This is a genomic window from Mycolicibacterium arabiense, from assembly GCF_010731815.2.
Classification (GTDB): Bacteria; Actinomycetota; Actinomycetes; order Mycobacteriales; family Mycobacteriaceae; genus Mycobacterium; species Mycobacterium arabiense.
Genome location: NZ_AP022593.1, coordinates 5,482,314 through 5,508,550, shown reverse-complemented (window position 1 = coordinate 5,508,550; position 26,237 = coordinate 5,482,314). Strand labels below are relative to the sequence as shown.

The following is a 26,237-nucleotide window of genomic DNA, read 5'->3' as shown; positions in this document are numbered from 1 at the left end:
TCACGGCTGGTTCTTGACCGACGGCTTGATCGGCGGGGCCTCGCGCCAGTTCGGCAGCCCGTCGGTCTCGTTGGCGACCGGGAAGCCGCCGCCGTGCGTCCACGCCCAGTGGCTGTGGTTGAGCTGGTGCATGCTGAAGCAGGCGTTGAGCGAGTTGTAGAACCCCTGGTTGTCCTGCGTCTGATTCACCGACTCCTTGATGAGCAGGGCGGCCATGGTCGGCACCCTGGCGATGCGTCGGGCGAATTCCAATGTCCGATCGGCCAATTCGTCGGCTGGGAAGACCTTCGAGACCATCCCGAGCGCGTGGGCTTCGTCCACCGACAGCGAATCACCGGTGAGCATCAGTTCCTTGGTCTTGCGGGCCCCGAACTCCCACGGGTGGGCGAAGTACTCGACACCGCACATGCCGAGCCGGGTCCCGACGACGTCGGCGAACGTGGTGTCGTCGGCGGCGACGATGAGGTCGCAGGCCCACATCAGCATCAGCGCGGCCGCGTAGACGTCCCCGTGCACCTGGGCGACCGTGATCTTGCGGAGATTCCGCCAGCGACGGGTGTTCTCGAAGAAGTAGTGCCACTCCTGCAGCATCAGCTTCTCCGCACCCTCACGTGTCGCACCGTTCGCGGTGAAGCTCGGGTGCTGGTTGGGCCCTGGCTGGTACTCCTCCATCATCACCTTGGAACCCAAGTCGTGACCCGAGGAAAACATGGGTCCGTGCCCGCCGAGGATGATCACGCGCACGTTGTCGTCGGCTTCCGCTTCGAGGAACGCCTCGTTCAATTCGACCAGGAGACCGCGCTGTTGGGCGTTTCGCGCCTCGGGGCGGTTCAGCATGATCCGGGCGATGGTGCCCTCGTCGAGGGTCTCGTACGTGACGAAGCGGTAGTCAGCCATGGCCGAACTCTATTCCTTCGAGAATGGCGTTACCGCAGTGGGTCACGCCGCCGGTGCTACAGCGAGAGGATGGTGGCCGACGCGGTTCCGGGTGCGCCGTAGACCTGCGCCAGACCGACCCGCGGGGTGCCGGGAACCTGGCGTTCGCCTGCTTCGCCGCGCAACTGGCGGACCAGCTCGTGCATCTGCCGCAGCCCCGATGCGCCGATCGGCTCGCCGTTGGCGATCAGTCCGCCGTCGGTGTTGATCGGCATCGATCCGCCGATCTCGGTGGCGCCGTCGGCCAGCAGCTTCTCCTGGTCTCCGTCTGCGCACAGGCCCGTCTCGGCCATGTGGATCACCTCGGCGCCGGCGTCGGTGTCCTGCAATTGGGCGACGTCGACGTCCTCGGGGCCGATGCCTGCCGCCTCGTAGGCGGCCTTCGCGGCGTACACCGTCGGCGACGAATCCTCGTCCAGTGGTGCGGATGTCGCGTGCACCTCGTAGGCGCCGAAGCGGCGGGTGCGGATCTCGCTGGCGCGCACGAACACGGGCTTGTCGGTGTACTTATGAGCCAGATCGCCGCGGCACATGATGACGGCGGCCGCACCTTCGTCGGGTGCGCAGAACATGAACTGCCGCAGCGGGTAGTTGAGCACCGGCGACGCCATGATGTCCTCTTCGGAGATCGGCTTGCGGCGGAACGCGTTCGGGTTCAGGGCGCCGTTGCGGAAGTTCTTCGCGGCCACCTTCGCCAGCGTCTCCTCGCTGATGTTGTGGTCGTGGATGTACTTGCTGGCCTTCATGCCGAAGAACTTGGTCGTGACGAACTGCCCGTTCTCGGCGTACCACTGCGGCAGGGCCAACTTGGCCGGGTCGTCGGTGAAGGCGCCACGCGGATGCTTGTCCAGACCGATCGCGATGCCGATGTCGTACTTGCCCAGCCGGATCGTGTCGGCCGTCTGCTGAATGGCGCTCGCCGACGTCGCGCAGGCATTGAACACGTTCGTGAAGGTAATTCCGGTCAGCCCGACCAGGCGCGTCACGGAATCCGGGTTGCTGACCTCGTAGCTGCCGCCGAAGCCGAACTCGATGTCCTTCCACTGCAGGCCCGCGTCGCCCAGCGCACTGTGGATGGCCTCGGCACCCATCTCGACCGCCGACTTCTCGAACCGGCCGAACGGGTGAATGCCGACGCCGATGATGGCTACGTCGTTGGTCATGATCGAAGAACCCCTTCTAAACGGGCTGGAAGGCGAACGTGACGATCTCGTTCCCCTCGGCGTCGGTGGCGAACGGGATGAACGTCAGCTCGACGTCCATGCCGAATTGGAGCTTCGCGGGATCGTTCTCGGTCAGACGGCCCTCGACCCGGATGACGTCGCCGAGTTGTACGAGACCGACGCCGAAGGGCACGAAGTCCTTGCCCGTCGGACCGGCGTACGGGGCACCGGGCGGGAAGCCCTGGGTCGTCCAGGCCACGACGGTGCCCCGTCGCGGCAGGAGTTCGTCGCCCATCTCGGCGGCACTGCAACGCGGACAGTGCGATTGGCGTGGGAACACCGTCGCCGTGCATGCGCCGCACTTGCTGCCGACCAGCTGAGGGCTCTCATCCGGCCACGTCGAGATGGTCGGGTCTATCGCCTTTTGCATGACGGCTCCTCACGGGCTGAGACATGGCGGATCGATGGTGGGTCCACCGAACAGTACAACATCATTTGCAGAAAACGGAAAGCCCATTCTCATAGCGATGTCAGCGCTGGTGGGGTGCGCTTTCTGCAGTCTCGGCCGCAACCCTCAGGCCTGCCTCGTCCAGCAGTGCGCGCGTCGCCGAGTAGACGTCGAGACGTCCGTCGGCCACCGCGCCGGCCAGCGCTTCGAGTCCGTCGTGCGTGCGCAGCACGCTCTGGGCCAGCGACAGGATCTGCGCCCGAGCCCTGGCCGCGCGCCGCTGCGGGCTGTCGGAGCGGTGGTGGGCGTCGATGGCCTCGACGAGTTCGCCGATGCCCTCGTTGCGCGCGGCGATGATCTTCAGGATCGGGGCGTCGGTCTCGGCATGCAGATCGCGCACCGTCTGATCGGCACCATCGCGGTCGGCCTTGTTGATCGCGACGATGTCGGCGACCTCGAGGAGCCCCGCCTTCGCTGCCTGAACGGCGTCCCCCGCACCGGGATTGAGGATGACGACGGTCGGGTCCGCGACGGCGGAGATCTCGATCTCCGATTGTCCGACGCCGACGGTCTCCAGCAGAACGACGTCATAGGACAGTTCGGCGAGCACCCGGATCGCCGCGGGCACCGCGGCGGCCAACCCACCGAGATGGCCACGGGTGGCGACCGAGCGGATCAGGACGTCGTCGTCGTTGATGTGCGCCGCCATTCGGATCCGGTCACCCAGCAGCGCTCCCCCGCTGTAGGGCGAGGACGGGTCGACGGCGAGCACGGCGACGCGCTGGCCACGGCTCCGGTAGGCGGCGACCAAGACCGCGATGGTGGTCGACTTGCCCGCACCGGGTGGACCCGTCACGCCGATCACGCGTGCGGTCCGCGTCCCGAGCATCGCGAGAAGCTCGTCGCGACGGGGACTCTCGACGATGCTGAGGAGCTTGCCAGTGGCACGCATCGACCCGCTTCGTGCCTGGGCGACGAGGTCGTCGATGGTCATCCTGGGGCTCAGACTAGCGGCCGCGGCGAACGCGCGACGCGCTGAAGCGACCGGCCTCGGGCATTGACGGACTCCTCCTCGACGGGGTATGAGAATAGTATTCTCTCAGTTTGAGAGTGCCAGTTGCAAGAAGGGGAACCGCATGCAAATCGCAGGTAGCTCGGCAATCGTCGTGGGTGGAACGGGCGGCCTGGGCGAGGCGACGGTGCGCCGCTTGCACGCCGCCGGCGCCATGGTCGTCGTAGCCGACGTCGTCGACGACAAGGGTAGGGAACTCGAGTCCGAACTCGGGGTGCGGTACGTGCACACCGACGCGACGTCGGAGGAGTCGGTCAACGCCGCCGTCGCCGAAGCGCAGTCGCTTGGCCCGCTTCGGATTTCGGTCGACACCCACGGTGGGCCCGCGAGCGGCGGCCGCCTGATTGGCAAGGACGGCTCCCCGCTGGACCTCGAAGGCTTCAAGAAGACGATCGAGTTCTACCTGACCGCGGTGTTCAACGTCATGCGACTCTCCGCTGCCGCGATCGCGAAGAGCGAACCCCTCGAGGAGGGTGGCCGCGGCGTGATCGTCAACACCGCGTCGATCGCCGGCTACGAGGGTCAGATCGGCCAACTCCCCTATTCCGCGGCGAAGGGCGGCGTGCTGGGGATGACCCTGGTTGCGGCCCGTGACCTGTCGCCATTGGGCATTCGCGTCGTGACCATCGCGCCCGGCACCATCAACACGCCCGCGTACGGCAAGGCGGGCGACCAGCTCGAACAGTACTGGGGCCCGCAGGTGCCGTTCCCCAAGCGCATGGGCCGCTCGACGGAGTACGCGCAGCTGGCGCAGAGCATCATCGAGAACGACTACCTCAACGGCGAGGTCATCCGCCTCGACGGAGCCCTGCGGTTCCCGCCCAAGTGACGCCTGGCGCACCGGATCCGCTGAGCGGCCGGGTCGCATTCGTCGCCGGCGCCAGCCGTGGGATCGGTGCGACGGTCGCTCGGCATCTGGCGGCGGCAGGCGCGTCGGTGGCCGTCGCTGCCCGCTCCGAGGTGCTCGGCAAGCTGCCAGGCACCATCGGGTCGGTCGCCGCGCAGATCAATGACGCGGGGGGACAAGCACTTCCGGTCGCCTGTGACGTCACGAGCGAATCGTCGGTACAGAACGCCGTCGACGCGACGGTCGCGGAGTTCGGTGGCATCGACATCCTGGTCGCCAACGCAGGCGTGCTGTGGCTCGGCCCGATCGAGACCACGCCGCTCAAGCGGTGGCAGCTGTGCCTGGACGTCAACCTCACCGGCGTCTTCCTGGTCACGCGCGCAGTGATCCCCCACGTCCGGGCGCGTGGCGGCGGGTCGCTGATCGCGGTCACCACCACCGGTGTCGGCATGACCGACTCCGGCGCCAACGCCTACTGGGTGTCCAAGGCAGCCGCCGAGCGTCTCTACCTCGGACTGGCCGCGGATCTGCGGGGCGACAACGTCGCAGTGAACTGCCTGAGCCCGTCGCGGGTGGTGCTGACCGAGGGCTGGCAGGCCGGCGGCGCTGGCATGCAGATCCCGCCCGAGATGGTCGAGCCGCCCGAGGCGATGGGCCGGGCCGCAGTGCTGCTCGCCACCCAAGACGCCTCGGGCATCACCGGAACCGTCCAGCGCTCCGAGGAACTCACCCCCTGACTGCCCCTCTCTCTTCCCGCGAGCGTGCGTGTCTGCGGACGACACGCCGTCGAGAATCGGGAGTTTCCGCACGGTCGCGGCCGTCGTTATCCGCCGCCGCGAAACAGCCGGCTGCTGTCGCCGCACGCCCACCCACCGGCGAGCGTGCGCGAATACGGGTCGGACCCCGGCGTGTCGCCCGCAGACACGCACGCTCGCCGGAAGATGGAACCCCTTGCTAGGTCTTGGCGATCAGGCCGTCGACGATGCGGTTGAAGTCGGCGGTGCCGAACGACACGTACTCGGCGAGGTTGGCGTAGTCGAGCGAGGCCATCACCGAACGCTCGAGCTGGATGTTCATCAGCCGCTTGGTGGCCTCGACGGCTTGCTGTGGCAGCTCGGCGAGCTTCTTGGCGCATGCGATCGCCTCGGCCACCGGGTCGGCGACCACGTGATTGGCCAGACCCAGCTCGACCGCCCGGTGCGCCTTGATCCGCACCCCCGTCAACGCGAACTCCTTGGCGTGCAGCAGGCTGATCTGCGACCCCCACACCAGCGGACCGCCGTCGGCGGCGACCAGACCGATCTGCACGTGCGGGTCCGCGAAGTGCGCCGTCTCCGACATGTAGACGACGTCCGACAGTGCGGCGAGGCTGCATCCCAGGCCGACCGCGGGCCCGTTGACCGCGGCGACGACCGGGATGCGACACCGCACCATGCCGATGACGAGATCGCGGCCGTGCTTGATCGTCTTCTGGCGCAGCGCCTCGTTCCCGCGCAGCTCGTCGAGGTAGTTGAAGTCACCCCCGGCCGAGAACGCCCGCCCCGCACCGGTTATCACCGCGACGCGGGCGTCGGCGTCCTCGTTGAGCGCCTCCCAGATCTTGGCCAGCCCAACGTGGAGTGCGTCGTTGACCGCGTTCAACGCATCCGGGCGATTAAGCGTGATGATCCGCAGGCTGCCCTCAGCGCGGACGTCGATTTCCTCCGGCATGCCGTACACGTCAGGCCCCCAATCCGAGAATGCGTTGCGCAATGATGTTCTTCTGAATCTGCGACGTCCCACCCATGACGCTCTGCGCACGGCTGTACAGGTAGGCGCCGAACAGTTCCTCGTCGCGGGTGCCGGTGGTGGCCAACGTCGCGTGCCCCACCGACTGCTCGACCCACGTCATGAGCAGCTTGTCCAGCGATCCGTCCGGGCCGTGGGTGATGCCGTCGAGCTGCTCGGACAGCCGCCGCCGCACGTGCAGGCGCAACATCTCGGTCTGCACCCAGGCCCAGGACAACTCGTCGGGTGGCGGTCCGTCGACCCGTCCAGCCAACTGCCGCACCAGTTTTCCGTAGCGGGCTGAGAATCCCAGCGTCGACGGCTCGCGCTCGTGACTGACGACCGTCATCGCTAGCTTCCACCCGTCGCCGGGCGCGCCCACCATGTTCTCGACCGACACCCGCGCCCCGTCGAACTCGACCTGTCCGAACTCCCGGGTCACGCCGCTGATCATCTTCAACGGCCGCTGCTCGATGCCCGCCTGGTGCATCGGGACGATGAACGCCGAGATGCCCTTGTGCTTGGGGACGTCCTTGTCGGTGCGCGCCAGCACCAGACACCAGTCGGCGACGTCGGAGTAACTGGTCCAGATCTTGTGGCCGTGGATGACGTACTCGTCACCGTCGCGCACCGCGGTGGTCGTCAGCGACGCGAGATCCGATCCCGCGCCGGGCTCGCTGAAACCCTGGCACCACCGCTCGGTGCCGTTGATCATGCCGGGCAGGAAGCGTTGCCGCAGTTCCTCGCTGCCGTGGTGACTCAGGCCCACGACCAGATAGCCCAGGCTCGGTCGGGCAGGAGCGCCGGCCTTGGCGATCTCCTCGTCGACGATCACGTCGTACACGGCGGGCAGATCCCGGCCGCCGTACTCGGTGGGCCACGTCGTCCCGAAGAACCCTGCGGCATACAGCGCCTGGTGCCACGCGCCCTGCGCCTCCCAGTACGCGTCGCCCGAGGTCGGGAACTTGCCCTTCTGCTCGCCAAGCCAGGCGCGCAGGTTCTCCCGGAACTCGGCTTCTGCGGGTGAGTCACGAAAGTCCAACGGTCAACTCCTTCAACTCGACCGGCCACGTCTGCGTGGCGGTCAACACCCGGCGCAGATACACGTGCGCCAGGCATTCCCAGGTGTTGCCGATACCGCCGTGCACCTGGATGGACGTCTCGCACACGGTCAGAGCCGAACGCGCACAGTAGATCTTCGCGATGCGGCCGGCTTCGACCGCCTCGATCGGCGGCAGTTCGTCGACGGCCCAGGCAGCATGGCGCAACACGCTGATGGACCCCTCGATGAGAGCCAGCCCCTCGGCGAGCATGTGGCGCACGGCCTGATACGACCCGATGGTCGCGCCGTACTGCTCACGCACCTTGGCGTACTCGGTGGCCAACAGCAACGTGCCGCGGGCCGATCCCACCAGATCGGCGGTCGTCGCGGCGAGCGCGAGCGCGTACCAGCGGGCGGCGTCGTCATCGGACATCTCGTTGAGTTCGGCGGGCGACTCGACGACGCCTGCGAGGCTGTGGGTGAGGTCCACCGCGTCGCGCGCGGGCGCCGATGCCGCCGGTTCGCGACCGAGCCTGCGCGCCAGGTCGTCGGTCAGCACCGGACCGATGAACGGCACGTCGACGAGTCCGCGGGCGAATTCCTCTGCCACGATGGCTACTTCGACACCGCTCGCCTCGTCCGACCGCAGCGTCCGCCAACCGGTGGCCGCGACGGTCTTCTCGAGCCGCGCGACCCGGCCGTCGTCGTCGAGGGCGGCAACCGACTCCGGCCCCAGATCGTCGGCGAGCTTGGCAGCCGCATCGCGTAGCTGGCGTTGTTCGGCCGTCAAACGGACGTCCACTGGACCCCTCCGTTCTTCGCGCAAGCGCTCATCACAGCCCTCCGGTCTTCGCGCTGACCATCACGCGCTCTCTCAGCACTCGGCGCAACACCTTTCCGGAGGGGAGTCGAGGGATCTCCTCGACGAACGCGACCCGGCTCGGCCGCTTGTAGGAGGCGAGGCGGTCGGCGACCAGCTCGATCAGTTCATCGGATTCGACTGCGGCGCAACGGGACACCGCGGCAACGATGACCTCTCCGCTGATGGCGTCCGGCACCCCGAACACCGCGCAGTCGGCGACGGCCGGGTGCCCGTGCAGGACGGCCTCGATCTCGGCAGGCGCCACCTGGAACCCGCGCACCTTGATCATCTCCTTGGTGCGGTCGGTGATCCGCAGCCAGCCATCCGCATCGAGGTGGCCGACGTCGCCGGTGCGATACCAGCCGTCGTCGAACGCATCGGCGGTGGCGTCGTCGGGCAGGTAGCCCGCCATCGCCGTCGGGGAGAGCACCTGTATCTCGCCGTCGTCGCCGACGGGCACGGGCGCCCCGGTCGCGAGGTCCGCGATGCGGATCCGCACACCGGGAACGGCACGGCCGACGGTGTCCAGCCGAGCGCCCCGAAGGACGTTGCAGGTGATCACCGGGAGTTCGCTCGCGCCGTAGGCGGTGACCCAGTTGACGCCGACGCGGGCGGTCACCCGGTCGGCGACGCTCCGGGTCACCGGCGTCGCGCACCACATGACGTAGCGCAGCGACGACAGGTCGTAGTCCTCGAGCCGGGGGTGCGCCGCGAGCGCGAGCGCGATGGGTGCGACGGCCATCTCAACGGTGATCCGGTCGGATTCGACGTGCCGCAGCATCGTGTCGACGTCGAAGCGCGGGTGCAGCCGGATCCACGCCCCCACGTCGAGCGCGGTGGCGATGTTCAGCAGCCCGAGAATGTGCGACGGCGGCGTCATGATCTGCATGCGGTCGCTGCTCGATAGCGCGAGCGCGGTGCGCCAGTGCGCCACGGCCGTCGCGAATGCACCGTGGGTGTGGCGGACGGCCTTTGGCATGCCGGTGGTGCCCGAACTGAACACGAACAACGCATCTGAGGCGGGATCGGGCGCGTCGAATGTCCGCCGGCCCGGCGTGACCGGCTGGTCCAACTCGAGCATCGGCATGGCGTCGGCCAGCACCGGGTGATCCCCCACGGCGTGCGACGGTCGGGTCAGGGCCAGCGCGTGATCGACCTCGGCGCGCTTCCACGCCGTGCTGAGCAGGACCACCGCCGCACCGAGTCGCCAGATTGCATGCAGCGCGACGACGAACTCCGGCCGGTTCGACGACATCAGCGCCACACGGTCTCCGGCGCGCACGCCACGCTCCTCCAGCACGGTGGCCATGCCGCTGGTGAGCGCATCGAGCTGGGATCTGGTGTACTGCCGGTCACCGAAGGCAAGGATGGGAGGTGTGCGGACGGAAGGCTCGGGAACGGAAGCATTGGGGACGACCGGATCAGGCACTTGTCGACCCCTTCCCCGGCTGATCGCCCGACCGGGCGATGACGCAGAATGACTGTTGAGAATAGCCTATCAATAATGGAGAATAGTATTCTCGCAGAGACAGAATCTCAATGCCAGGAGTGAGCGCGATGACTGCAGACCCCCTACCGACCGCCGAGGCCGGTGGCGAGGTGAAGATCCTCCTCGACCGCAAGAGGGCCTCCGTCGCCATGAAGCCCGGCGAGACGCTGCTCGAGTCGGCGCGGCGCGCCGGCATGGGTCCGCCGTTCTCCTGCGAGGCAGGCAACTGCGGAACGTGCATGGCCAAGTTGATCTCGGGCAAGGCCACGATGCGCGTGAACGACGCCCTCGACGAGGACGAGGTCGAAGAGGGATACATCCTCACCTGCCAAGCCGTCCCCGACACTGCGGACATCGAGATCAGCTACGACGACTGAGTCCCGGCGGAGTACTCGTCGAGGGTCGGCGCCGGACGGTACTGCGGGTCGTAGCCGCCGACCTTGACCGACCCACCGACCAGCCGGAATTCCCCGGCGGTGACGACCGCCTCCGGAGTCGCCTCGAGCGCTTCGGGCAGCGAGCGCACTGCCGCCGCGGGAATGCCCAGCGGTCGCAACCGTTGCTCCCATCCCCTCGCCGTGTCGGTGGCCAACACCGCGGTCACCAGCTCCAGCACGTCGTCGCGGCGCGCCGCGCGGTCGGCCATCTTCTCGAAACCGCCGATGCCCGCCTCGCCGGCGAACGACTTCCAGAAGCCGTCGTGGGTGATGAACAGCGCCAGGTGGCCATCGGCGGTCGGAAACAGTTGCGCCGGAACGTAATAGGAGTGGGCACCGTTGGGATGGCGGCGCGGTGCCACCCCGTCGTTCAGATACGCCGCCGCACGGTAGTTCAGCTGCGACAACATGACGTCGCGCAGTGACACGTCCACTTGGCCGCCCCGGCCGGACACCACCTGGGCCAGCAGTCCCAGTGCCGCGGTCAGCCCCGTCGAGTTGTCGGCCGAGGAGTACCCGGGCAGCGTCGGGGGGCCGTCGGGGTCGCCGGTCATCGCGGCGACACCCGTGGCCGCCTGCACCACGTAGTCGAACGCGGGATCGTCTCCCCCGTCGAGCCCGTAGCCGGTGAGCGCCACGCACACCAACTTCGGATTGAACTCACGCATGGCGTCATAGGTCAGCCCGAGCTTGCGGATCACCGACGGCTTCATGTTCACCAGCAGCGCATGCGAATCCGCGGCGAGTTCACCGAGCCGCTGCCGTCCCGCCGCCGAGGCGAGATCCAGGCAGACACTGCGCTTGTTGCGATTCAAGCTGGCGAAGTAGCTGTCGCTCACCTGACGCGAGATCTCCCCGCCCGGAGGCTCCACCTTGATAACCTCGGCGCCGAGGTCGGCCAGCATCATCGTGGCGTACGGGCCTGCGAGCATGACGCCGACCTCGAGGATCCGGATGCCCGCGAGCGGAGCGCTCATCGCGCCCCTCGGCTCTTCGCGCAAGCGCTCATCGCACCTGCTTGGCCAGCTCCGCGATCACCTCTCGCGTCCGGTACTTCGACGCGATGAGTTCGTCGCGGTTGTCGCCGATCGGCAGCAGCCGCACCGACAGATCGGTCACTCCCGCGTCTGCGAACTGCTTGAATCGCTTCAGGATCGACTCCTCGTCGCCTGCCGCGCACAGGTCACCCACGTTGCGGGCGTCACCGCGGTCGAGCAGACGCTGGTAGTTCGGCGACGTCTCGGCCTCCGACAGGATGCGGTTGGCACGCTCCTTCGCCGCGTCGATCTCCGAGTTGGCGCACAGGCAGACCGGGATGCCCGCGACGACGCGCGGTGCGGGTCGCCCTGCCTCGGCGGCAGCCTTGTTGATCTTCGGTGCGATGTGATCGCCGATGGCCTTCTCGTCGGCCATCCACAGCACGGTTCCGTCGGCGCGTTCCCCGGCGATCTGCAACATGACCGGGCCGAGCGCCGCCACCAGCACCGGCATCGGCGTGGCAGCGCCGAGCGCGGTGGGGTTGTGCACCGTGAACGAACCGTTCTCCACGTCGACAGGCCCGGGTCCCGCCGTCGCTGCGGCCAACACCTCGAGGTAGTCGCGCGTGTAGGCCGCGGGCTTCTCATACGGCAGGCCCAGCATGTCCCGGACGATCCAGTGGTGCGACGGTCCGACGCCCAGCGCCAGCCGCCCGCCGGCCATGGCGTGTATCGAGAGCGCCTGACGCGCAAGGGCTATGGGATGCTGCGCCTGCAGTGGGACGACGGCCGTGCCCAGCTCGATCCGAGTGGTGTGCGCCGCCATCAGCGCCACCATGGTCAGACAGTCGAAGTCGTCGGGGACCTGTGGCATCCACGCGGTGTCCATGCCCGCCGCCTCGGCCCACTCGATGTCGGCGACCAACTTCGTGACCTTGCGGGCCATGTCGCCCCGCTCGGCCCCGATCATCACGCCCAGTCTCACGAGTCACTCCCCGCCTTCTCGGTCAACGCCCGCACGTCGCGCACCAGGGTGTCCAGCGGCGTACCGGTCGGGAAGACCGCTGCCGCACCGGCATCGAGCAGCTTCTGCACGTCCGACTCGGGGATCGTGCCGCCCACGACGACCGCGATGTCGCCGGCGTCGGCCGCCCGCAACGCATCGACGGTCCGGGCGGTCAGCGCCACGTGTGCCCCGGACAGGATCGACAGGCCGACGAGACTGACGTCCTCCTGCAGTGCGATCGACACGATGTCCTCGATGCGCTGCCGGATGCCCGTGTAGATCACCTCGAACCCGGCGTCGCGCAACGTGCGCGCAACGATCTTGGCGCCGCGGTCGTGCCCGTCGAGGCCGGGTTTGGCCACCAGCACCCGCGCCGGCTGGATGCTCACCGAATCGGTCGTCACTTTGCTCCTCGGGTGCGTGCCACTAGAACACCACCGGCTGCTGGAATTCGCCCCAGACCGCCTTGAGCGTGGTCACCATCTCGCCGACGGTGCAGTAGGCGTTGGCGCAGTCGATCAACCGGTGCATGAGGTTGTCGTCGCCCTCGGCCGAACGAGCCAGTGCGGCAAGGGCTTCCTTGACCGCCACGTCGTCGCGGTCGGCCTTGACCCTGGCCAGCCGCTTGAGCTGCAGATCTCGACCCTCGGCGTCCAGCTCGTAGGTCGCCAGGTCGGGTGCGGGCTCGTCGACGACGAACTTGTTGACGCCGACCACCGGACGCTCACCCGACTCGACCTCCCTGTGGATCTTGTAGGCCTCGTCGGCGATCAGACCCTGCAGGTAGCCGTCCTCGATGCAGCGCACCATGCCGCCGTGCTGCTCGAGGTCGGCCATGATCTCGATGATCTTCTCCTCGGTGGCGTCGGTCAGCGCCTCCACGAAGTACGACCCACCGAGCGGATCGGCGACCTTCGCCACGCCGGTCTCGTAGGCGAGGATCTGCTGGGTCCGCAGCGCCAGCGTCGCGGATTCCTCGCTGGGCAAGGCGAACGGCTCGTCCCACGCGGCGGTGAACATCGACTGCACGCCGCCGAGCACCGAGGCCAGGGACTCGTACGCCACCCGCACCAGGTTGTTCTGCGCCTGGGGGGCGTACAGCGACGCACCGCCCGACACGCAGCCGAACCGGAACATCGACGCCTTGTCACTGGTGGAGCCGTAGCGCTCGCGCACGATCGTGGCCCACCGCCTGCGGCCGGCGCGGTACTTGGCGATCTCTTCGAAGAAGTCGCCGTGGGTGTAGAAGAAGAACGAGATCTGCGGCGCGAACTTGTCGATGCTCATTCGGCCGCGCTCCACGACGGTGTCGCAGTAGGTGACGCCGTCGGCCAGGGTGAACGCCATCTCCTGGACGGCGTTGGCGCCGGCATCGCGGAAGTGGGCGCCCGCCACCGAGATCGCGTTGAACCGTGGCACCTCGGCCGCGCAGAACTCGATGGTGTCGGCGATGAGCCGCAGCGACGGTTCCGGCGGCCAGATCCAGGTGCCGCGCGACGCGTACTCCTTGAGGATGTCGTTCTGGATCGTGCCGGTGAGCTTCTCCCGCGGCACGCCCTTCTTCTCGGCAGCGGCGACGTAGAACGCCAGCAGGATCGCCGCGGTGCCGTTGATCGTGAAGCTGGTGCTGATCTGGTCCAACGGGATGCCGTCGAACAAGATCTCGGCGTCGGCGAGGGTGTCGACGGCAACGCCGACGCGGCCGACCTCCTCGCCGTACTCCTCGTCGTCGGAGTCGTAACCGCACTGGGTCGGCAGGTCGAGGGCGACCGACAAGCCGGTGCCACCCTGGCCCAGGAGGTATCGATAACGCTGGTTCGACTCCTCGGCGGTGCCGAATCCCGAATACTGCCGGAAGGTCCACGTCTTGCCGCGGTATCCGGACGCGAAATTGCCCCGGGTGAACGGGTACTCGCCGGGCGCAGGCGGATCTTCCGTGCGGTCGGCGGGCCCGTACACCGGGTTGAGCGGGATGCCCGATGGGGTCTGAACGAGGTCACTCATCGGTTGATAACGTACTTGCAAAAAATGAGAATGCCAATACCGCAGGACGGAAACACCCCACGCCGCCGGACTCCTCCAGCACGTCAACGCATCGCTGGTCGCCCGCACCGTTAGTCCTAGCCAGGCCGTCGGCCGCCATGCGAGCATGACACTTGCGAAAAATGAGAATGCCACTGTCGGTCGGTTACGATCGGGGCATCGACGACGAGGAGACGCATGACGAGCCAGCGAGCGCCGAGGCGGTATCGATCATGAGCGACCAGCGGCCGCTCGCCGATCGGACACTGGTGCTGTCGGGCGGCAGCCGCGGCATCGGACTGGCCATCGCGCTGGGCGCGGCCCGGCTCGGCGCCAACGTCGTCCTGCTCGCCAAGACCGGCGAGCCGCATCCCAAGCTGCCCGGGACCGTGCACACCGCGGTGGCCGAGGTCGAAGCCGCGGGCGGCAAGGGCCTTGCCGTCGTGGGCGACGTCCGCAAGGAAGAGGACGTCGCGCGCGCGGTGGACGCGGCCGTCGAACACTTCGGCGGCATCGACGTCGTCGTGAACAACGCCAGCGCGATCTCCACCGAGCCCACCGAGGATCTGTCGGCCAAGAAGTTCGACCTGATGATGGACATCAACGTGCGCGGCACGTTCCTGCTCACCAAGGCAGCGCTCCCGCACCTGCGCGAGTCCCCGGCCGCTCACGTCATGACGATCTCCCCGCCGCTGAACATGAACCCGTACTGGCTCGGCGCGCACCCGTCCTACACGCTGTCCAAGTACGGGATGACGCTGCTGTCCCTGGGCTGGGCCGCCGAATACGCCGACGCAGGCATCGCGTTCAGCTGTCTGTGGCCGCAGACCTACATCGCGACGTCGGCCGTGACGAACCTGGCCTCCGGCAACGAACTCGTCCGGAGGTCGCGCAGCAGCGACATCATGGCCGACGCTGCGGTCGCGATCCTGACCAAGCCCGCCGCGGAGGTGAACGGACGGACGTTCGTGGACGCGGACGTGCTGACGGCCGAGGGCGTCACCGACCTCTCGCGGTACGGCGGTGGTGACGACCCGATGTGGGATATCTTCCTGGACAAGTCATGAGTATCTCGCTGCTGCTGGAGATGGCGTCCAGCGATCCCGACCGGACCGCCGTCGTGTCCGACGACATCCGGCTCAGCACTGGCGAATTGAGTGCGCTCGCCGACGGCGGAGCGGGCGTCGTGGCCGCATCCGGCGCCCGGCACGTCGCCTACGTCGGCACCGGCGGCGCGATCCTGCCGCTGCTGCTGTTCGCCTCGGCTCGCGCCGCGGTTCCCGTCACCCCATTGAACTACCGGCTGTCGACCGACGGTCTGCGAGCGCTGCTCGATCGGCTGCCCGACCCCCTGGTGGTGGTGGACGCCGAATACCGCGACGCGGTCGGCGAGGGCTACCGGCTGATGGACTCGGCCGAGTTCGTCGAGGCGGCCCGCGCCGCCGAGCCGGTGACGGAGTTCGCCGATCCCGACGCCGTCGCCGTCGTGCTGTTCACCTCGGGTACCACGAGCAAGCCGAAGGCCGTCGAACTCACCCACAACAACCTGACGAGCTACGTCACCGGCACCGTCGAGTTCGCCTCGGCCGACCCCGGCGACGCGGCTCTGATCTGCGTGCCGCCGTACCACATCGCTGGTGTGGGCGCCGCCCTGTCGAACCTGTACGCCGGCCGAAAGATGGTGTACCTGCGGCACTTCGACGCGCACGAGTGGGTCCGTCTGGTCGGCACCGAGAACGTCACCTCGGCGACGGTCGTGCCCACGATGCTCGACCGGATCGTCGCCGTGCTCGACGCCGACAAGGTGACTCTGCCGTCGCTGCGCACGCTCGCCTACGGCGGCTCCAAGGTCGCTCTGCCCCTGGTGCGCAAGGCGTTGTCGCTGCTGCCCGAGGTCGGCTTCGTCAACGCCTACGGCCTGACCGAGACCAGCTCGACCATCGCCGTGCTGACCCCCGACGACCACCGCACCGCACTCGCCTCGACCGACGACGGCGCCGCCCGGCGGCTCGGCTCCGTCGGTCAGCCGGTTCCCGGGATCGAGGTGCAGATCCGCGGCGAGGACGGCAGCGTCCTCGGCCCGGGTGAACCCGGCGAGCTGTTCGTCCGCGGCGAGCAGGTCTCGGGTCGCTACACCGACATCGGCTCGGTACTCGACGAGCAGGGCTGGTTCCCCACGCGCGACGTGGCCTACCTCGACGCCGACGGATACCTGTTCATCGGTGGTCGCTCGGACGACACGATCATCCGCGGCGGCGAGAACATCGCCCCCGCCGAGATCGAGGACGTCCTGGTCGAGCATCCGCACGTGCGCGACTGCGCCGTCGTGGGTGCCGAGGATCCGGAGTGGGGGCAGATCATCGTCGCCGTCGTCGTGCCGCGACCGGACACCGACCCCGACGTCGAGGAACTGCGCGCATACGTGCGCACGCGACTGCGTGGGTCACGCACCCCCGACCGCGTGGTCTTCCGAAGTGAACTGCCCGCCAACGCGACCGGCAAGATCCTGCGTCGCGAACTCGTCGCCGAACTGAACGCCACGTCAAGCAAGGAGCCCGCATGATCAAGAACGGCACCCGCCTCCAGAGCCAGGTCTGCGACACCCAGGTGATCGTGGTGCGGAGTTCCGAGAGCCTCGACGACCTCCGCGCAGGCGGCGCGCCGATGGTTCCCATCGGCGAACCCACCGATTCGGCTTCGACGCTCGACGACTCGCTGGCCGACGGAAATCTCATGGGCAAGCGCTACGTCGACGACGCCGGTGCCGAGGTGCTCGTCACGAAGGCAGGCAAGGGCACGCTGAGCGTCGGCACCACGCCGCTGGCGATCAAGGAAGCCAAGCCACTGCCCGCCAGCGACTGATCGCTGCGGTGGGGTCAGTGCGACCCCGCGCGCGGCGCTCGCACCGGTCCGGCGTTCACGACGTCGCCGGTGAAGCGTTCCAGCAGCACCGCCTGGGTTGCCGCCAGATGGCGCTTCGCGATGCGGTGCACCTCGTCGGCGCGGCCGGCTGCAATCTCGTCGACCACCCTGCGGTGCGTGCGCACGGCCCCGCGCGCCTCTGCCGGTGACGGGTACTCGCCACGCCGGGTGACGGCGGCCGCCCACTGCTGCTCTTGCGCCGACCACAGCTTGACCAGGCTGCGCACGACGTGGCGAATGGTGTCGTTGGGCGTGAATGCCACGACCAGGTCGTGGAATTCACGTGCGATGCGGGTGAACGCGATGCCGTCGGACACCGCGTCCGCCGAGGCGTCGACGTTGGCGGTCAGCGCGGGGATCACCACGGCCATCCGGTCGGGTCTGCGCGCCACCTCCGCCGCCGCCAGCGGTTCGAGCCGCAGTAGTCCCTCGGCCAGGTCGCCCAGCGTGACGCCTGCGCCCTGCAGCACCAGCCCCAGGTGGTACGCGCCCGACGTCTGATCGGGCCGATGCACCTCGGCGCCGCCCACGCTGCCCCGGCGGACCGTCACCAATCCCTCTGTCTCCAGGATGCGCAACGCCTCGCGCACCGAGGGATGGCTGACGCCGAACTCCTTGACCAGTTGGTCCTGGGTGGGTAGGCGCTCGGCATGCGGGTCGACGAGGATGCGCTGCCGTAGCTCGGCGGCCACCGTCTCGGCGATGCGCTGCTGCGGGGTCCGCCCAATCACGAACCAATACTAGCAATCCTTATAAGGATTGCCCTACGATCGACGGGTGGACTTCGAGATGAGCGGGGAGGCCGTCGCACTCCGCCACGAGCTTCGCGACCTGGTGCGCGAACACGTGCGCGACGACTTCCTCGGTGCCTTCACCGCCGACCCGGCGGATTTGGAGACCGCACAGGCCTTTTGCCGCCTGCTCGCTGAGCGCGGCCTGCTGTGCATGTCGTGGCCGCCGGAGTTCGGTGGACGAGGGTCGACGCCCTGGGAGCAGACGGTCGTACGCGAGGAGATGTGGGCCCACCACGAACCGCGCGGCGCGCAGTACATGGGCGTCAACTGGGTCGGGCCCACGCTCATGCGGCACGGCACGCCGGAACAGCAACGCAAGCACCTTCCCCCGATCGCCAGCGGCGAGGTCATCTGGTGTCAGGGGTTCAGCGAGCCGGAGGCCGGTTCGGATCTGGCGTCGTTGCGCACCACCGCAACTCGCGACGGTGACGGCTGGCGGATCAACGGACAGAAGATCTGGACGTCCTACGCGACGATGGCGCAGTGGTGCTTCCTACTGGCGCGGACGTCGCGAGGCGAGAAGAAGCAGCGGGGCCTGACCATCTTCCTGGTGCCGATGGACGATCCGGCGATCACCGTGCGGCCCATCGGCGCGATGCTGGGCCCGCACCATCTCAACGAGGTGTTCTTCGACGACCTGCGCGTCACCGAGGCCGACGTCCTCGGCACCGTGGACGACGGCTGGTCGATCGTGCAGAACGTCCTGTCCTTCGAGCGCGTCGGCATCGCCAGGTACGCGCGGTGTGAACGTCTCCTGCACATGGCGCCCGACGCACTCGGCGACCGCTGGGACGCCCTGCCCGCCGAACTGCGCGCCCGGTGGGCGCGGATGCTCGTGCACTGCCGCAGGGCCCGGCTACTCGCCTACCGGGTGGTCGCTCTCCAGGCCAGCGGAGAGGTCAAGCCGACCGACTCCGCGGCCTACCGCATCGCGGTGACGAAACTCGACCAGGACAGCGCGGAGGTGCTGATGGAGATCGTCGCGGCCATCCCGCCCGACCCGTCGTCCGCTGCGGAGACCTACCGGCTGGAGGTCGAGGACCACTGGCGCTACTCCCAGGCGTCCACGGTGTCCTCGGGAAGCATCGAGATGCAGCGCATCCTGCTGGCCCGCACGCTGGTGTCGACCCGATGAACATCGACCTGAGCGACGAGGCCGAGGAGTTCGGTAGGCAGGCCCGTCGCGCGATCGAAGCCGCAGGCGGTGACCACTTGGTTCGACGTGCCGAGGCCGATCCGGCAGCCCGCGCCGACATCGCGGGCGGGGTGCTCGCCGAACTCGGCGCGTGGGACCTCGAACCGCGCGAGGACGCCGACTCCGCCGAGGCCGCCGCCGCACTGTGCCGCAGTGCCGGGTACTGGGCGCTGCCCTACCCCGTGGCCGAACGGCTCGCCAGGCCGGAAGGCACCGACTTCGACGGACTGGTGGTCGTGGCGTCCGACCGGCCGTCGGCGGCCGTTGCCTGCGTCGATGCGCGCTGGGCGGCCACCACCGTCGACGGCCGCCGGTACCGGGTAGCAGGCAGCAGCACAGCCGGACCCGCGTTCACGACCGTCCTGGACCTGCGCCCCGTCGACGCCGACGGTGCTGCCGACGTGGCGCTGGCACTCACCCTGCCCTGTTGGACCTTGCTCGGAATGCTGGACCGCGCAATCGATCTCACCGTCGCACACGTGGGCATGCGGCAGCAGTTCGGCCAGCCCCTCTCGGGCTTCCAGAGCGTCCAGTTCCAACTGACCGACGCCGAGGTCGAACGCTCGGGACTCGACGTGCTCGCCAAGTACACGCTGTGGAGCGTCTCCAGCGGCAGACCCGAGGCGGTCGACGACGCCCTCGCACTGCGGATGGCGGCGCTCGAGGCAGCGGAAGTCGTGTTCCGCGTCTGCCACCAGCTGCACGGCGCGGTCGGGTTCTGCGACGAGACGACGCTGTCGTGGCTGTCGCGGTACAGCCAGCCGCTGCGCCGCCTCCCCCATGGCTCGTCGGCCACCCGCGAGCTGCTGACCACGCGACTCGACCGGCACGGATTGACCGGTCTGTTCAGTCCTGGGCCCGCAGGCGCGCAGCGATGAGCGATCTCGACGCCTTCCGCGACCACGTTCGCCAATGGTGCGTCGACCACGTCCCCACCGATTGGCGCGCCGCACAGACCGGAGCGAGTGACGAGCAGTTAGTCGCCTTCCAGAAATCCTGGTTCGCGCAACTGCACACGGCAGGCTTCGCCGTGCCGCACTGGCCCGCGGAGTGGGGCGGCGGCATGCCCGTCGCCGAACAGATCGTGCTCTACCAGGAACTCGCCGCCCACGACGCGCCGCGCCTGGTGCTGGCCTTCGTCGGGATCCACCACGCGGCGTCGACCCTGCTGGTCGCGGGCACCGAAGAGCAACGCAGGCAACACCTTCCCGCGATCCTCGACGGCGAGATCTGGGTGCAGGGCTTCTCCGAGCCGGAGGCCGGTTCCGACCTCGCGGCGCTGCGCACCACGGCCCGCCGCGACGGCGACGCGTTCGTCGTCAACGGGCAGAAGCTGTGGGCCAGCGGCGGCATGCACGCCGACTGGTGCCTGCTGCTGGCCCGCACCGATCCAGAAGCCCCGAAGCGCAAGGGCATCTCCTACTTCCTGATGGACATGACGAGCCCCGGCATCGACGTGCGTCCCATCCGCAACGCCGTCGGCGACTCGCACTTCTGCGAGGTCTTCCTCAACGACGTGGCGATTCCGGAACGCAACCTGATCGGCGCCGAGAACGCCGGATGGCAGGTCGCGCAGGCGACGTTGGGCGCCGAGCGCGGCATGACGATGCTCGAACTCGCCGAGCGCCTCGGCAATGCGGGCTTCCGCTGGCTGGTCGCCGAGGCGGCCCGAACCCGGCCCGACGGCCACCGTCCGCTCGACGACGCTGCGGTCGGCGACCGGCTCGCCCGACTGGAGACCGAGATCGCGGGTCTGCGGGGCCTGTGCCGCCGGGTCGTCGAGGGGCACGACGGCGACGCGGTCGGTCCGGCCGATCCGTCCATCGTGAAGCTGTTCTACAGCGAACTGCTCCAGCGTCTCAGCGACTTCGGCGTCGAGATCGGCGGGCTCGACGCGCACACCGTGCTGACCAAACCGATGTCGAGCGGCTGGGAGTCGGGCGCCTGGGTGCTCGACTTCATCGGGTCATGGGAATGGACGATCCCCGGTGGTGCCAGCGAGATTCAGCGCACCATCATCGCCGAGCGCGGACTGGGGCTGCCGCGGGACCCGGTCGCGTCGTGACCGATTTCGACGAACTCCACGCCGAGTTGCGCGCGGTCGCGCGTGACGTGCTCGATCGGCCGACCGTCGACTGGCGACAGCTCGTCGATGCGGGCTGGCCCGGCCTCGAGGTCGCCGACGAAATGGGCGGTGCCGGCGCGACCTTCGTCGAGACCGCGATCGTGCTCGAGGAGATCGGCAGAGCGGCGGCCACCACGGGCTACCTCGGCTGCGCGCTGGCCGTGGCGGCGCTGAACGCCGCGTCGGCGGCAGACGCCCGCGACGACGTGGCAAGCCGCATCGCCGCAGGCGACACCGCGGCCTTGGCCACCGGTTTCGAGATGCACGGCGACGGAACGCTTTCCGGCCGTGCCGAGTTCGTCCCCGACGCCGCGGCCGCCGATCACCTGCTCCTGCTGGCCCGCGACGACGAGGGTGCCCACGTGCTCGCCACCGCCGCGGTCACCGTCACGCCACAACCCGTGGTCGACGAGACGCGCGCGCTGGCCGTGGTGACCGCCGACCGTGCGACACCCTTGAACGCATGGCCGATCGAGGGCGACGCCGAGGCGCTGCACGAGCGCGCAGCGGTGGCGGTGGCGTGCGACAGTCTCGGGCTCGCCGAGGCCATGCTCGCCCGCACCGTCGACTACGCCAAGGTGCGACATCAGTTCGGCAGGCCCATCGGCTCGTTTCAGGCCGTCAAGCACGCGTGCGCGGACATGCTCGTGCACATTGCGGTGGCGCGCGAAGTCGTCGAGGTGGCCGTGGCCGAGGTGGCCGCGGGCAACGGGGCGGCGGTGTCGTCGGCGATGGCCAAGTCCCATGCCACCTCGATGGCCGTCGACGTGGCGGGCAAGGCGATGCAACTGCACGGAGGCATCGGCTACACGTGGGAGAGCGGCATCCACGTCTACCTCAAACGGGCGGCGCTCAACCGCTCGCTGTACGGCTCACCGTCCGCGCATCGGCGCGCGCTGGCACGGCGATACGGCGTTTGACCGGAACCGGTAAAGCCCAGCGCCTCGAGGGTGACAAAATGACCGGCGTGGACGTGCGTGTCAGAAACAAGATCACCGTCGTCGGCGACGACGGCCCGACACTGCTGCTGTCCCACGGCTTCGGGTGCGACCAGAACATGTGGCGTGCCGTCGTCGAACGACTCCGGTCCGACTTCCGGTTGGTGCTGTTCGATCACGTCGGCTTCGGCGGGTCCGATGCCTCGGCCTGGGACCCGGTGAAGTACTCGTCCCTGCAGGGATTCGCCGACGACGTCGTCGACATCGTGACCGAACTCGACCTGTCGGACGTCACGTTCGTCGGTCACTCGGTGTCGTCGATGATCGGGGCGCTCGCGGTCATCGCAGAGCCCGACCGCTTCGCGAAGCTGGTCCTGATTACGCCGTCACCGCGCTACATCGACGACGCCGACTACCGGGGCGGCTTCTCGCGCGCCGACATCGACGAGCTGCTCGACTCACTGGACAGCAACTACCTGGGCTGGTCGCGCGCGATGGCCTCGAGCATCGTCGGCCCCGACCATGCCGACCTGCAGGAGGAGTGGTCAACGACGTTCTGCCGCAGTGACCCCGCGCGCTCGCAGGTGTTCGCCCGCACCACGTTCCTCTCCGACAACCGCGCGGACCTGCCGCGGATCCCCGTGCCGAGCCTGATCATCGAGAGCGCGCACGACGTGATCGCGCCCCGCGAGGTCGGCGAATACGTCCACCGCCACATCCCCGACAGCCAGCTGGTGACGCTGCCGACCACCGGGCATTGTCCGCACATGACCGATCCGGACTCGACCGCCCGGGCCGTCGCCGCCTTCGTGCAGCCCGGATGAGCGACCCGAACTTCGACGACCTTTGGGAGAACGCCCCCTGCGGACACATCGTCGCGACCCCCGACGGCAGGATCGTCATGGTCAACGCCACGCTCGCCGGCTGGTTGGGCCACGCCCCCGACGCGATGCGAGGCAGGTTCGTCACGGATCTGCTGACGATCGGCGGCGCGATCCACTACGAGACCCATTTCGGCCCGCTCCTGCACATGAGCGGTGACCTCACGGGCGTCACCCTCGACTTCGTCGCGACCGACGGCAGGCGGTTGCCGATGTTCCTCACCGCCAACGTGAAGCGTTCGCCCGACGGCGATCCCGCGTTGCTCCGCCTCACCGCGCAGGACGCGAGCGATCGCCGCGCCTACGAACGCGAGCTGCTGTACGAGCGGCAACGCGCCGAGCGCGAGGGCGCCCGGGTCAAGGTCTTCGCGGAGACGCTGCGGCGATCGCTGCTGCCGCCGGTGCTGTCGCCGCCCGACGGTCTCGAGGCCGCCGACTACTACTACGCCGCCTCCGAGGATGACATCGGCGGTGACTTCTACGACCTGTTCCCGCTGTCGCGTTCGACGTGGGGTTTCTTCCTCGGCGACGTCTCCGGCAAGGGGGTGGACGCAGCAGTGCTCACGGGCCTGACCCGCTACACGCTGCGCGCGGCGGCGGCCATCGACGACGAGCCGGTGGTGGTGCTCCGCAACCTCGACACGGTGCTCGCCCAGGCACTCGGGAACGACGCAACCCGGTTCTGCACGCTGATCTACGGCCGCTTGACGCCAAGCGAAGGCGGGTTCGACGCCGAGATGGCCAGCGGCGGCCACCCGCCGCCACTGGTGCTGTACGCCGACGGCACCGCGTACTACGCCGACACCACCGGTGGCCAGGCCGTCGGCATGACCAAGAACCCGCACTTCGTGTCGACCCGGCTGCGGCTCGAACCGGGCGACACGCTGGTCCTCTACACCGACGGATTGACCGAGGCCAGCACCGGACGCGGGTATGAGCGCTACGACGACACCGGTGCGCTGCTGGCGTTCGCTCGGGAGAACTCCCCCACCACCGCCCCGGCGATCATGACCGCCATCCACGGTCTCCTCGACGGCTTGGGTACCGGTGTCGAGGACGACGCCGCGGTGCTCGCACTGAGCGTGACCGCTTGAGCTGACCCGTCGGTTCCCGCGCGTACTGTCGAGGACGTGACGCTGCCCGGGTTGACCAGTGTGCGCGACGAAATCGGTCAGCGGCTGTTCGGGATGGTGGCCGGCCCGGAGGGCCCCGCCAATCGCGCCCGCATCCACGACACCCCGGGCCCGCGGTGGTTCGGTGAGGACCGGCCGATCAGGCGGGTGCACGGCGACGCGTCGATGTTCGTCGGCGGGCTGCGTGCCCTACTGCTGCAGTCGCTGCATCCGCTGGCGATGGCGGGCGTGGCCGAGCACTCCGACTACCGCGGCGATCCGTGGGGACGGCTGCAGCGCACCAGCACCTTCCTCGCCGTGACCACGTTCGGTCCCGCTGACGACGCGCAGCGGGCCGTCGACAAGGTCCGCGGCATTCATCGCCGGGTACGCGGGACCGCAGCCGACGGGCGGGCCTACGAGGCCTCCGACCCCCACCTGCTGGAGTGGGTGCACGTCGCCGAGATCGACAGCTTCCTCGTCGCACACCAGCTCTACGGCGCCAAGCCCCTCGACCAGCAGGGCCGCGACGACTACGTCGCGGACACCGCTCGGGTGGCCGCCGCACTCGGGGTCGTCGACCCGCCGCGCACGGAAGCCGAACTGAAGCAACGCATCTCCGACTACCGGCCGGAGTTGACCGGCTCGGCAGCCGCGCGGGATGCTGCGAAGTTCCTGCTGCTGACCCCGCCGCTGCCGCTGCTGGCTCGACCCCCGTACGGCATCCTCGCCGCGACGTCGGTCGCGATGCTGCCGGGCTGGGCCCGCTCGCCGCTGCGGTTGCCCTACCTGCCGCCGGTGGAGGCCACCGCCGTCCGCGTCGCGGGGCGGACGCTGGTCGGCGGCATCCGCTGGGTCCTCGACAGCGGCGGCTAACCTCCCGACATGGGGACACTCGACGGCAAGGTCGCCTTCGTCACCGGCGCCGCCCGCGGCATGGGACGGGCGCATGCGGTGCGGCTCGCCACCGAGGGCGCCGACGTGATCGCCCTCGACGTCTGCGCCGAGTTCGACTCCACCGACTACCCGGGGGCGACGGCCGACGACCTGGCCACCACCGCGGGACTGGTCGAGGCACTGGGTCGGCGAATCCTGCTGCTGCAGGCCGACGTTCGGGACGGCGACGCCGTGGATGCGGCGGTGGCCGACGGCATGGCCGAGTTCGGCCGCCTCGACGTCGTGATCGCCAACGCGGGCATCATCCGGGTCACCGACACCGACGACCGGCGCCGGACCTTCCGGGAGATCGTCGACGTCAACCTCATCGGGGTATGGAACACGGTGGACGCGAGCATCCCCGCGCTGGTCGAGGGCGGTCGTGGCGGCTCGATCGTGCTGACCAGTTCGACCCAGGGCATCAAGGCCTCGGGCACCGAGCGTCCCGGGTTGCAGGCCTACGCCGCGTCGAAGCGCGCGCTGGTCGCGTTGATGCAGGGCTGGGCCATGCAACTGGCGCCGCACTCGATCAGGGTCAACACCATCCACCCCAGCGGCGTCGCCACGGACATGATCCTGAACTCCTCGACCATGGCCCTGTCCGCGGCCGGCGACCCGTGGCTCGCGACGCAGCAGAACGCGCTGCCGATCACGTTGGTGACACCGGACGAGATCGCAGGCGCGGTGGTCTGGCTGGTCTCCGACGCCGGCAGGTTCATCACCGGCACGTCATGGCCGTTGGACGCCGGCTTTACGTTGCGCTGACGGCGCCAATCCGAGTTCGAGGTCGCGCAGCGTCGCCAGCACGGCGTCGAGATCGTGGTCGTCGGCTCCGGCGGCTGACAGCAGCCGCGACCAGTGCCCGCGGAGCCGACGGAGATTGCGTGCTGCGAGCGCGGTGGGCACCAACCTCACCTGCCTCCCGTCGGTCTCGTCGGCGACCCGCTCGATCAGGCCCTTCGACTCGAGGTCGCGCAGAGCACGGCTGAGGTTGCTGCGCTGCAGGCCGGTGGCGGCGGCGACCGTACTCGGCGACGCGCCGGGCTGACGGTCGACGCAGCGCATGACGTTGACCTCGGTGGCGGTCAGCTCCACCACGCCGGTGTCGGAGTGCGCGTCGGCGTTGATGATTCGGGCCAGCGCCAGGATGACGTCGGCTAGATCGGCGTACCGGGTGTCGGTGTGACGATCGTCGCTTCGGCTCATCTCGCCAAGCCTACCGTGATAGTTGTAATATGATAAGTATCACTTGATAACTACTTGAGG

28 protein-coding genes are annotated in these 26,237 nt (G+C 68.8%); 14 read left to right on the top strand and 14 right to left on the bottom strand.

Annotation, left to right across the window (positions count from 1 at the left end):
• The 4 genes from G6N61_RS28245 to G6N61_RS28230 all read right to left on the bottom strand — a co-directional run bounded on the left by G6N61_RS28245 (position 1) and on the right by G6N61_RS28230 (position 3,541).
• Positions 1-897 (bottom strand): enoyl-CoA hydratase, encoded by an 897-nt coding sequence (locus tag G6N61_RS28245; protein WP_163924166.1) that lies wholly within the window; start codon positions 895-897, stop codon positions 1-3.
• Between the two features lie 56 nt (positions 898-953).
• Positions 954-2,099 (bottom strand): thiolase family protein, encoded by a 1,146-nt coding sequence (locus tag G6N61_RS28240; protein WP_163924165.1) that lies wholly within the window; start codon positions 2,097-2,099, stop codon positions 954-956.
• Between the two features lie 16 nt (positions 2,100-2,115).
• A complete protein-coding gene (locus G6N61_RS28235) occupies positions 2,116-2,529 on the bottom strand; it encodes a Zn-ribbon domain-containing OB-fold protein (RefSeq protein WP_163924164.1) in 414 nt (137 codons plus the stop codon).
• 100 nt (positions 2,530-2,629) lie between these two features.
• Entirely contained in the window at positions 2,630-3,541 is a 912-nt protein-coding gene (locus G6N61_RS28230) for an ArgK/MeaB family GTPase (RefSeq protein WP_163924163.1), read from the bottom strand.
• Between the two features lie 142 nt (positions 3,542-3,683).
• Between G6N61_RS28230 and G6N61_RS28225 the strand changes: the two genes are divergently transcribed.
• The gene (locus G6N61_RS28225) at positions 3,684-4,448 is read left to right on the top strand and encodes an SDR family NAD(P)-dependent oxidoreductase (RefSeq protein WP_163924162.1); all 765 of its coding nucleotides are present in this window, start codon (positions 3,684-3,686) and stop codon (positions 4,446-4,448) included.
• Entirely contained in the window at positions 4,445-5,203 is a 759-nt protein-coding gene (locus G6N61_RS28220; RefSeq protein WP_235887332.1) for an SDR family NAD(P)-dependent oxidoreductase, read from the top strand. The genes G6N61_RS28225 and G6N61_RS28220 overlap by 4 nt, the downstream gene beginning before the upstream one ends.
• A 217-nt stretch (positions 5,204-5,420) precedes the next feature.
• Here G6N61_RS28220 and G6N61_RS28215 read toward each other — a convergent pair whose 3' ends face one another.
• The 4 genes from G6N61_RS28215 to G6N61_RS28200 are packed head-to-tail and all read right to left on the bottom strand — an operon-like array spanning position 5,421 to position 9,446.
• Positions 5,421-6,185 (bottom strand): enoyl-CoA hydratase/isomerase family protein, encoded by a 765-nt coding sequence (locus G6N61_RS28215; protein WP_163924161.1) that lies wholly within the window; start codon positions 6,183-6,185, stop codon positions 5,421-5,423.
• 1 nt (position 6,186) lies between these two features.
• Positions 6,187-7,275 (bottom strand): acyl-CoA dehydrogenase family protein, encoded by a 1,089-nt coding sequence (locus tag G6N61_RS28210; RefSeq protein WP_163924160.1) that lies wholly within the window; start codon positions 7,273-7,275, stop codon positions 6,187-6,189.
• The gene (locus tag G6N61_RS28205) at positions 7,262-8,077 is read right to left on the bottom strand and encodes an acyl-CoA dehydrogenase family protein (RefSeq protein ID WP_163924159.1); all 816 of its coding nucleotides are present in this window, start codon (positions 8,075-8,077) and stop codon (positions 7,262-7,264) included. Before G6N61_RS28205 ends, G6N61_RS28210 begins: the two co-directional genes overlap by 14 nt.
• Before the next feature lie 31 nt (positions 8,078-8,108).
• Positions 8,109-9,446: a class I adenylate-forming enzyme family protein gene (locus G6N61_RS28200; RefSeq protein ID WP_235887690.1), complete on the bottom strand. Its 1,338-nt coding sequence runs from the start codon at positions 9,444-9,446 to the stop codon at positions 8,109-8,111.
• 248 nt (positions 9,447-9,694) lie between these two features.
• Between G6N61_RS28200 and G6N61_RS28195 the strand changes: the two genes are divergently transcribed.
• Positions 9,695-10,003 carry a 2Fe-2S iron-sulfur cluster-binding protein gene (locus tag G6N61_RS28195; RefSeq protein WP_163924158.1) on the top strand — a complete coding sequence of 103 codons (309 nt, stop codon included), beginning with the start codon at positions 9,695-9,697 and terminating at the stop codon, positions 10,001-10,003.
• Here the strand turns inward: G6N61_RS28195 and G6N61_RS28190 are convergent.
• Genes G6N61_RS28190 through G6N61_RS28175 form a run of 4 tightly spaced genes read right to left on the bottom strand, consistent with a single transcriptional unit; the run spans position 9,991 to position 14,050 of the window.
• Entirely contained in the window at positions 9,991-11,040 is a 1,050-nt protein-coding gene (locus G6N61_RS28190) for a CaiB/BaiF CoA transferase family protein (protein WP_163924157.1), read from the bottom strand. The genes G6N61_RS28195 and G6N61_RS28190 overlap by 13 nt on opposite strands.
• 28 nt (positions 11,041-11,068) lie before the next feature.
• Positions 11,069-12,025, bottom strand: a complete 957-nt coding sequence (locus G6N61_RS28185) for an LLM class F420-dependent oxidoreductase (RefSeq protein ID WP_163924156.1) — start codon at positions 12,023-12,025, stop codon at positions 11,069-11,071.
• Positions 12,022-12,450 (bottom strand): cobalamin B12-binding domain-containing protein, encoded by a 429-nt coding sequence (locus G6N61_RS28180; RefSeq protein ID WP_235887331.1) that lies wholly within the window; start codon positions 12,448-12,450, stop codon positions 12,022-12,024. The genes G6N61_RS28185 and G6N61_RS28180 overlap by 4 nt, the downstream gene beginning before the upstream one ends.
• A 22-nt stretch (positions 12,451-12,472) precedes the next feature.
• Entirely contained in the window at positions 12,473-14,050 is a 1,578-nt protein-coding gene (locus G6N61_RS28175; RefSeq protein WP_163924155.1) for a methylmalonyl-CoA mutase family protein, read from the bottom strand.
• 251 nt (positions 14,051-14,301) lie between these two features.
• Between G6N61_RS28175 and G6N61_RS28170 the strand changes: the two genes are divergently transcribed.
• Genes G6N61_RS28170 through G6N61_RS28160 form a run of 3 tightly spaced genes read left to right on the top strand, consistent with a single transcriptional unit; the run spans position 14,302 to position 16,930 of the window.
• Positions 14,302-15,135, top strand: a complete 834-nt coding sequence (locus G6N61_RS28170) for an SDR family oxidoreductase (protein WP_163925156.1) — start codon at positions 14,302-14,304, stop codon at positions 15,133-15,135.
• A complete protein-coding gene (locus tag G6N61_RS28165; protein ID WP_163924154.1) occupies positions 15,132-16,631 on the top strand; it encodes a class I adenylate-forming enzyme family protein in 1,500 nt (499 codons plus the stop codon). Before G6N61_RS28170 ends, G6N61_RS28165 begins: the two co-directional genes overlap by 4 nt.
• Positions 16,628-16,930 carry a hypothetical protein gene (locus G6N61_RS28160; RefSeq protein WP_163924153.1) on the top strand — a complete coding sequence of 101 codons (303 nt, stop codon included), beginning with the start codon at positions 16,628-16,630 and terminating at the stop codon, positions 16,928-16,930. The genes G6N61_RS28165 and G6N61_RS28160 overlap by 4 nt, the downstream gene beginning before the upstream one ends.
• Positions 16,931-16,944: 14 nt before the next feature.
• Here G6N61_RS28160 and G6N61_RS28155 read toward each other — a convergent pair whose 3' ends face one another.
• The gene (locus G6N61_RS28155; RefSeq protein WP_163924152.1) at positions 16,945-17,721 is read right to left on the bottom strand and encodes a FadR/GntR family transcriptional regulator; all 777 of its coding nucleotides are present in this window, start codon (positions 17,719-17,721) and stop codon (positions 16,945-16,947) included.
• A 58-nt stretch (positions 17,722-17,779) separates the two neighbouring features.
• Here G6N61_RS28155 and G6N61_RS28150 point away from each other — a divergent pair, with 58 nt between their 5' ends.
• The 8 genes from G6N61_RS28150 (at position 17,780) to G6N61_RS28115 (ending at position 25,736) form a co-directional block, all read left to right on the top strand.
• Positions 17,780-18,919 (top strand): acyl-CoA dehydrogenase family protein, encoded by a 1,140-nt coding sequence (locus tag G6N61_RS28150; protein ID WP_276079040.1) that lies wholly within the window; start codon positions 17,780-17,782, stop codon positions 18,917-18,919.
• Complete coding sequence (locus G6N61_RS28145; RefSeq protein WP_163924150.1) at positions 18,916-19,857, top strand: acyl-CoA dehydrogenase family protein; 942 nt, start codon at positions 18,916-18,918, stop codon at positions 19,855-19,857. Before G6N61_RS28150 ends, G6N61_RS28145 begins: the two co-directional genes overlap by 4 nt.
• On the top strand, positions 19,854-21,044 hold the full coding sequence (locus tag G6N61_RS28140) for an acyl-CoA dehydrogenase family protein (protein WP_163924149.1): 1,191 nt from the start codon (positions 19,854-19,856) through the stop codon (positions 21,042-21,044). Before G6N61_RS28145 ends, G6N61_RS28140 begins: the two co-directional genes overlap by 4 nt.
• Positions 21,041-22,024 (top strand): acyl-CoA dehydrogenase family protein, encoded by a 984-nt coding sequence (locus tag G6N61_RS28135; protein ID WP_235887330.1) that lies wholly within the window; start codon positions 21,041-21,043, stop codon positions 22,022-22,024. The genes G6N61_RS28140 and G6N61_RS28135 overlap by 4 nt, the downstream gene beginning before the upstream one ends.
• 47 nt (positions 22,025-22,071) lie before the next feature.
• Positions 22,072-22,866, top strand: coding sequence for an alpha/beta fold hydrolase (locus G6N61_RS28130; RefSeq protein ID WP_163925155.1), 795 nt, complete (start codon positions 22,072-22,074; stop codon positions 22,864-22,866).
• On the top strand, positions 22,863-24,017 hold the full coding sequence (locus G6N61_RS28125) for a SpoIIE family protein phosphatase (protein ID WP_163924147.1): 1,155 nt from the start codon (positions 22,863-22,865) through the stop codon (positions 24,015-24,017). The genes G6N61_RS28130 and G6N61_RS28125 overlap by 4 nt, the downstream gene beginning before the upstream one ends.
• A 93-nt stretch (positions 24,018-24,110) precedes the next feature.
• Positions 24,111-24,911: an oxygenase MpaB family protein gene (locus G6N61_RS28120; protein ID WP_163925154.1), complete on the top strand. Its 801-nt coding sequence runs from the start codon at positions 24,111-24,113 to the stop codon at positions 24,909-24,911.
• 9 nt (positions 24,912-24,920) lie between these two features.
• Positions 24,921-25,736 carry a mycofactocin-coupled SDR family oxidoreductase gene (locus G6N61_RS28115; RefSeq protein ID WP_163924146.1) on the top strand — a complete coding sequence of 272 codons (816 nt, stop codon included), beginning with the start codon at positions 24,921-24,923 and terminating at the stop codon, positions 25,734-25,736.
• Here the strand turns inward: G6N61_RS28115 and G6N61_RS28110 are convergent.
• Positions 25,701-26,177 (bottom strand): MarR family winged helix-turn-helix transcriptional regulator, encoded by a 477-nt coding sequence (locus G6N61_RS28110; RefSeq protein ID WP_163924145.1) that lies wholly within the window; start codon positions 26,175-26,177, stop codon positions 25,701-25,703. The genes G6N61_RS28115 and G6N61_RS28110 overlap by 36 nt on opposite strands.
• Between the last annotated feature and the right edge of the window lie 60 nt (positions 26,178-26,237).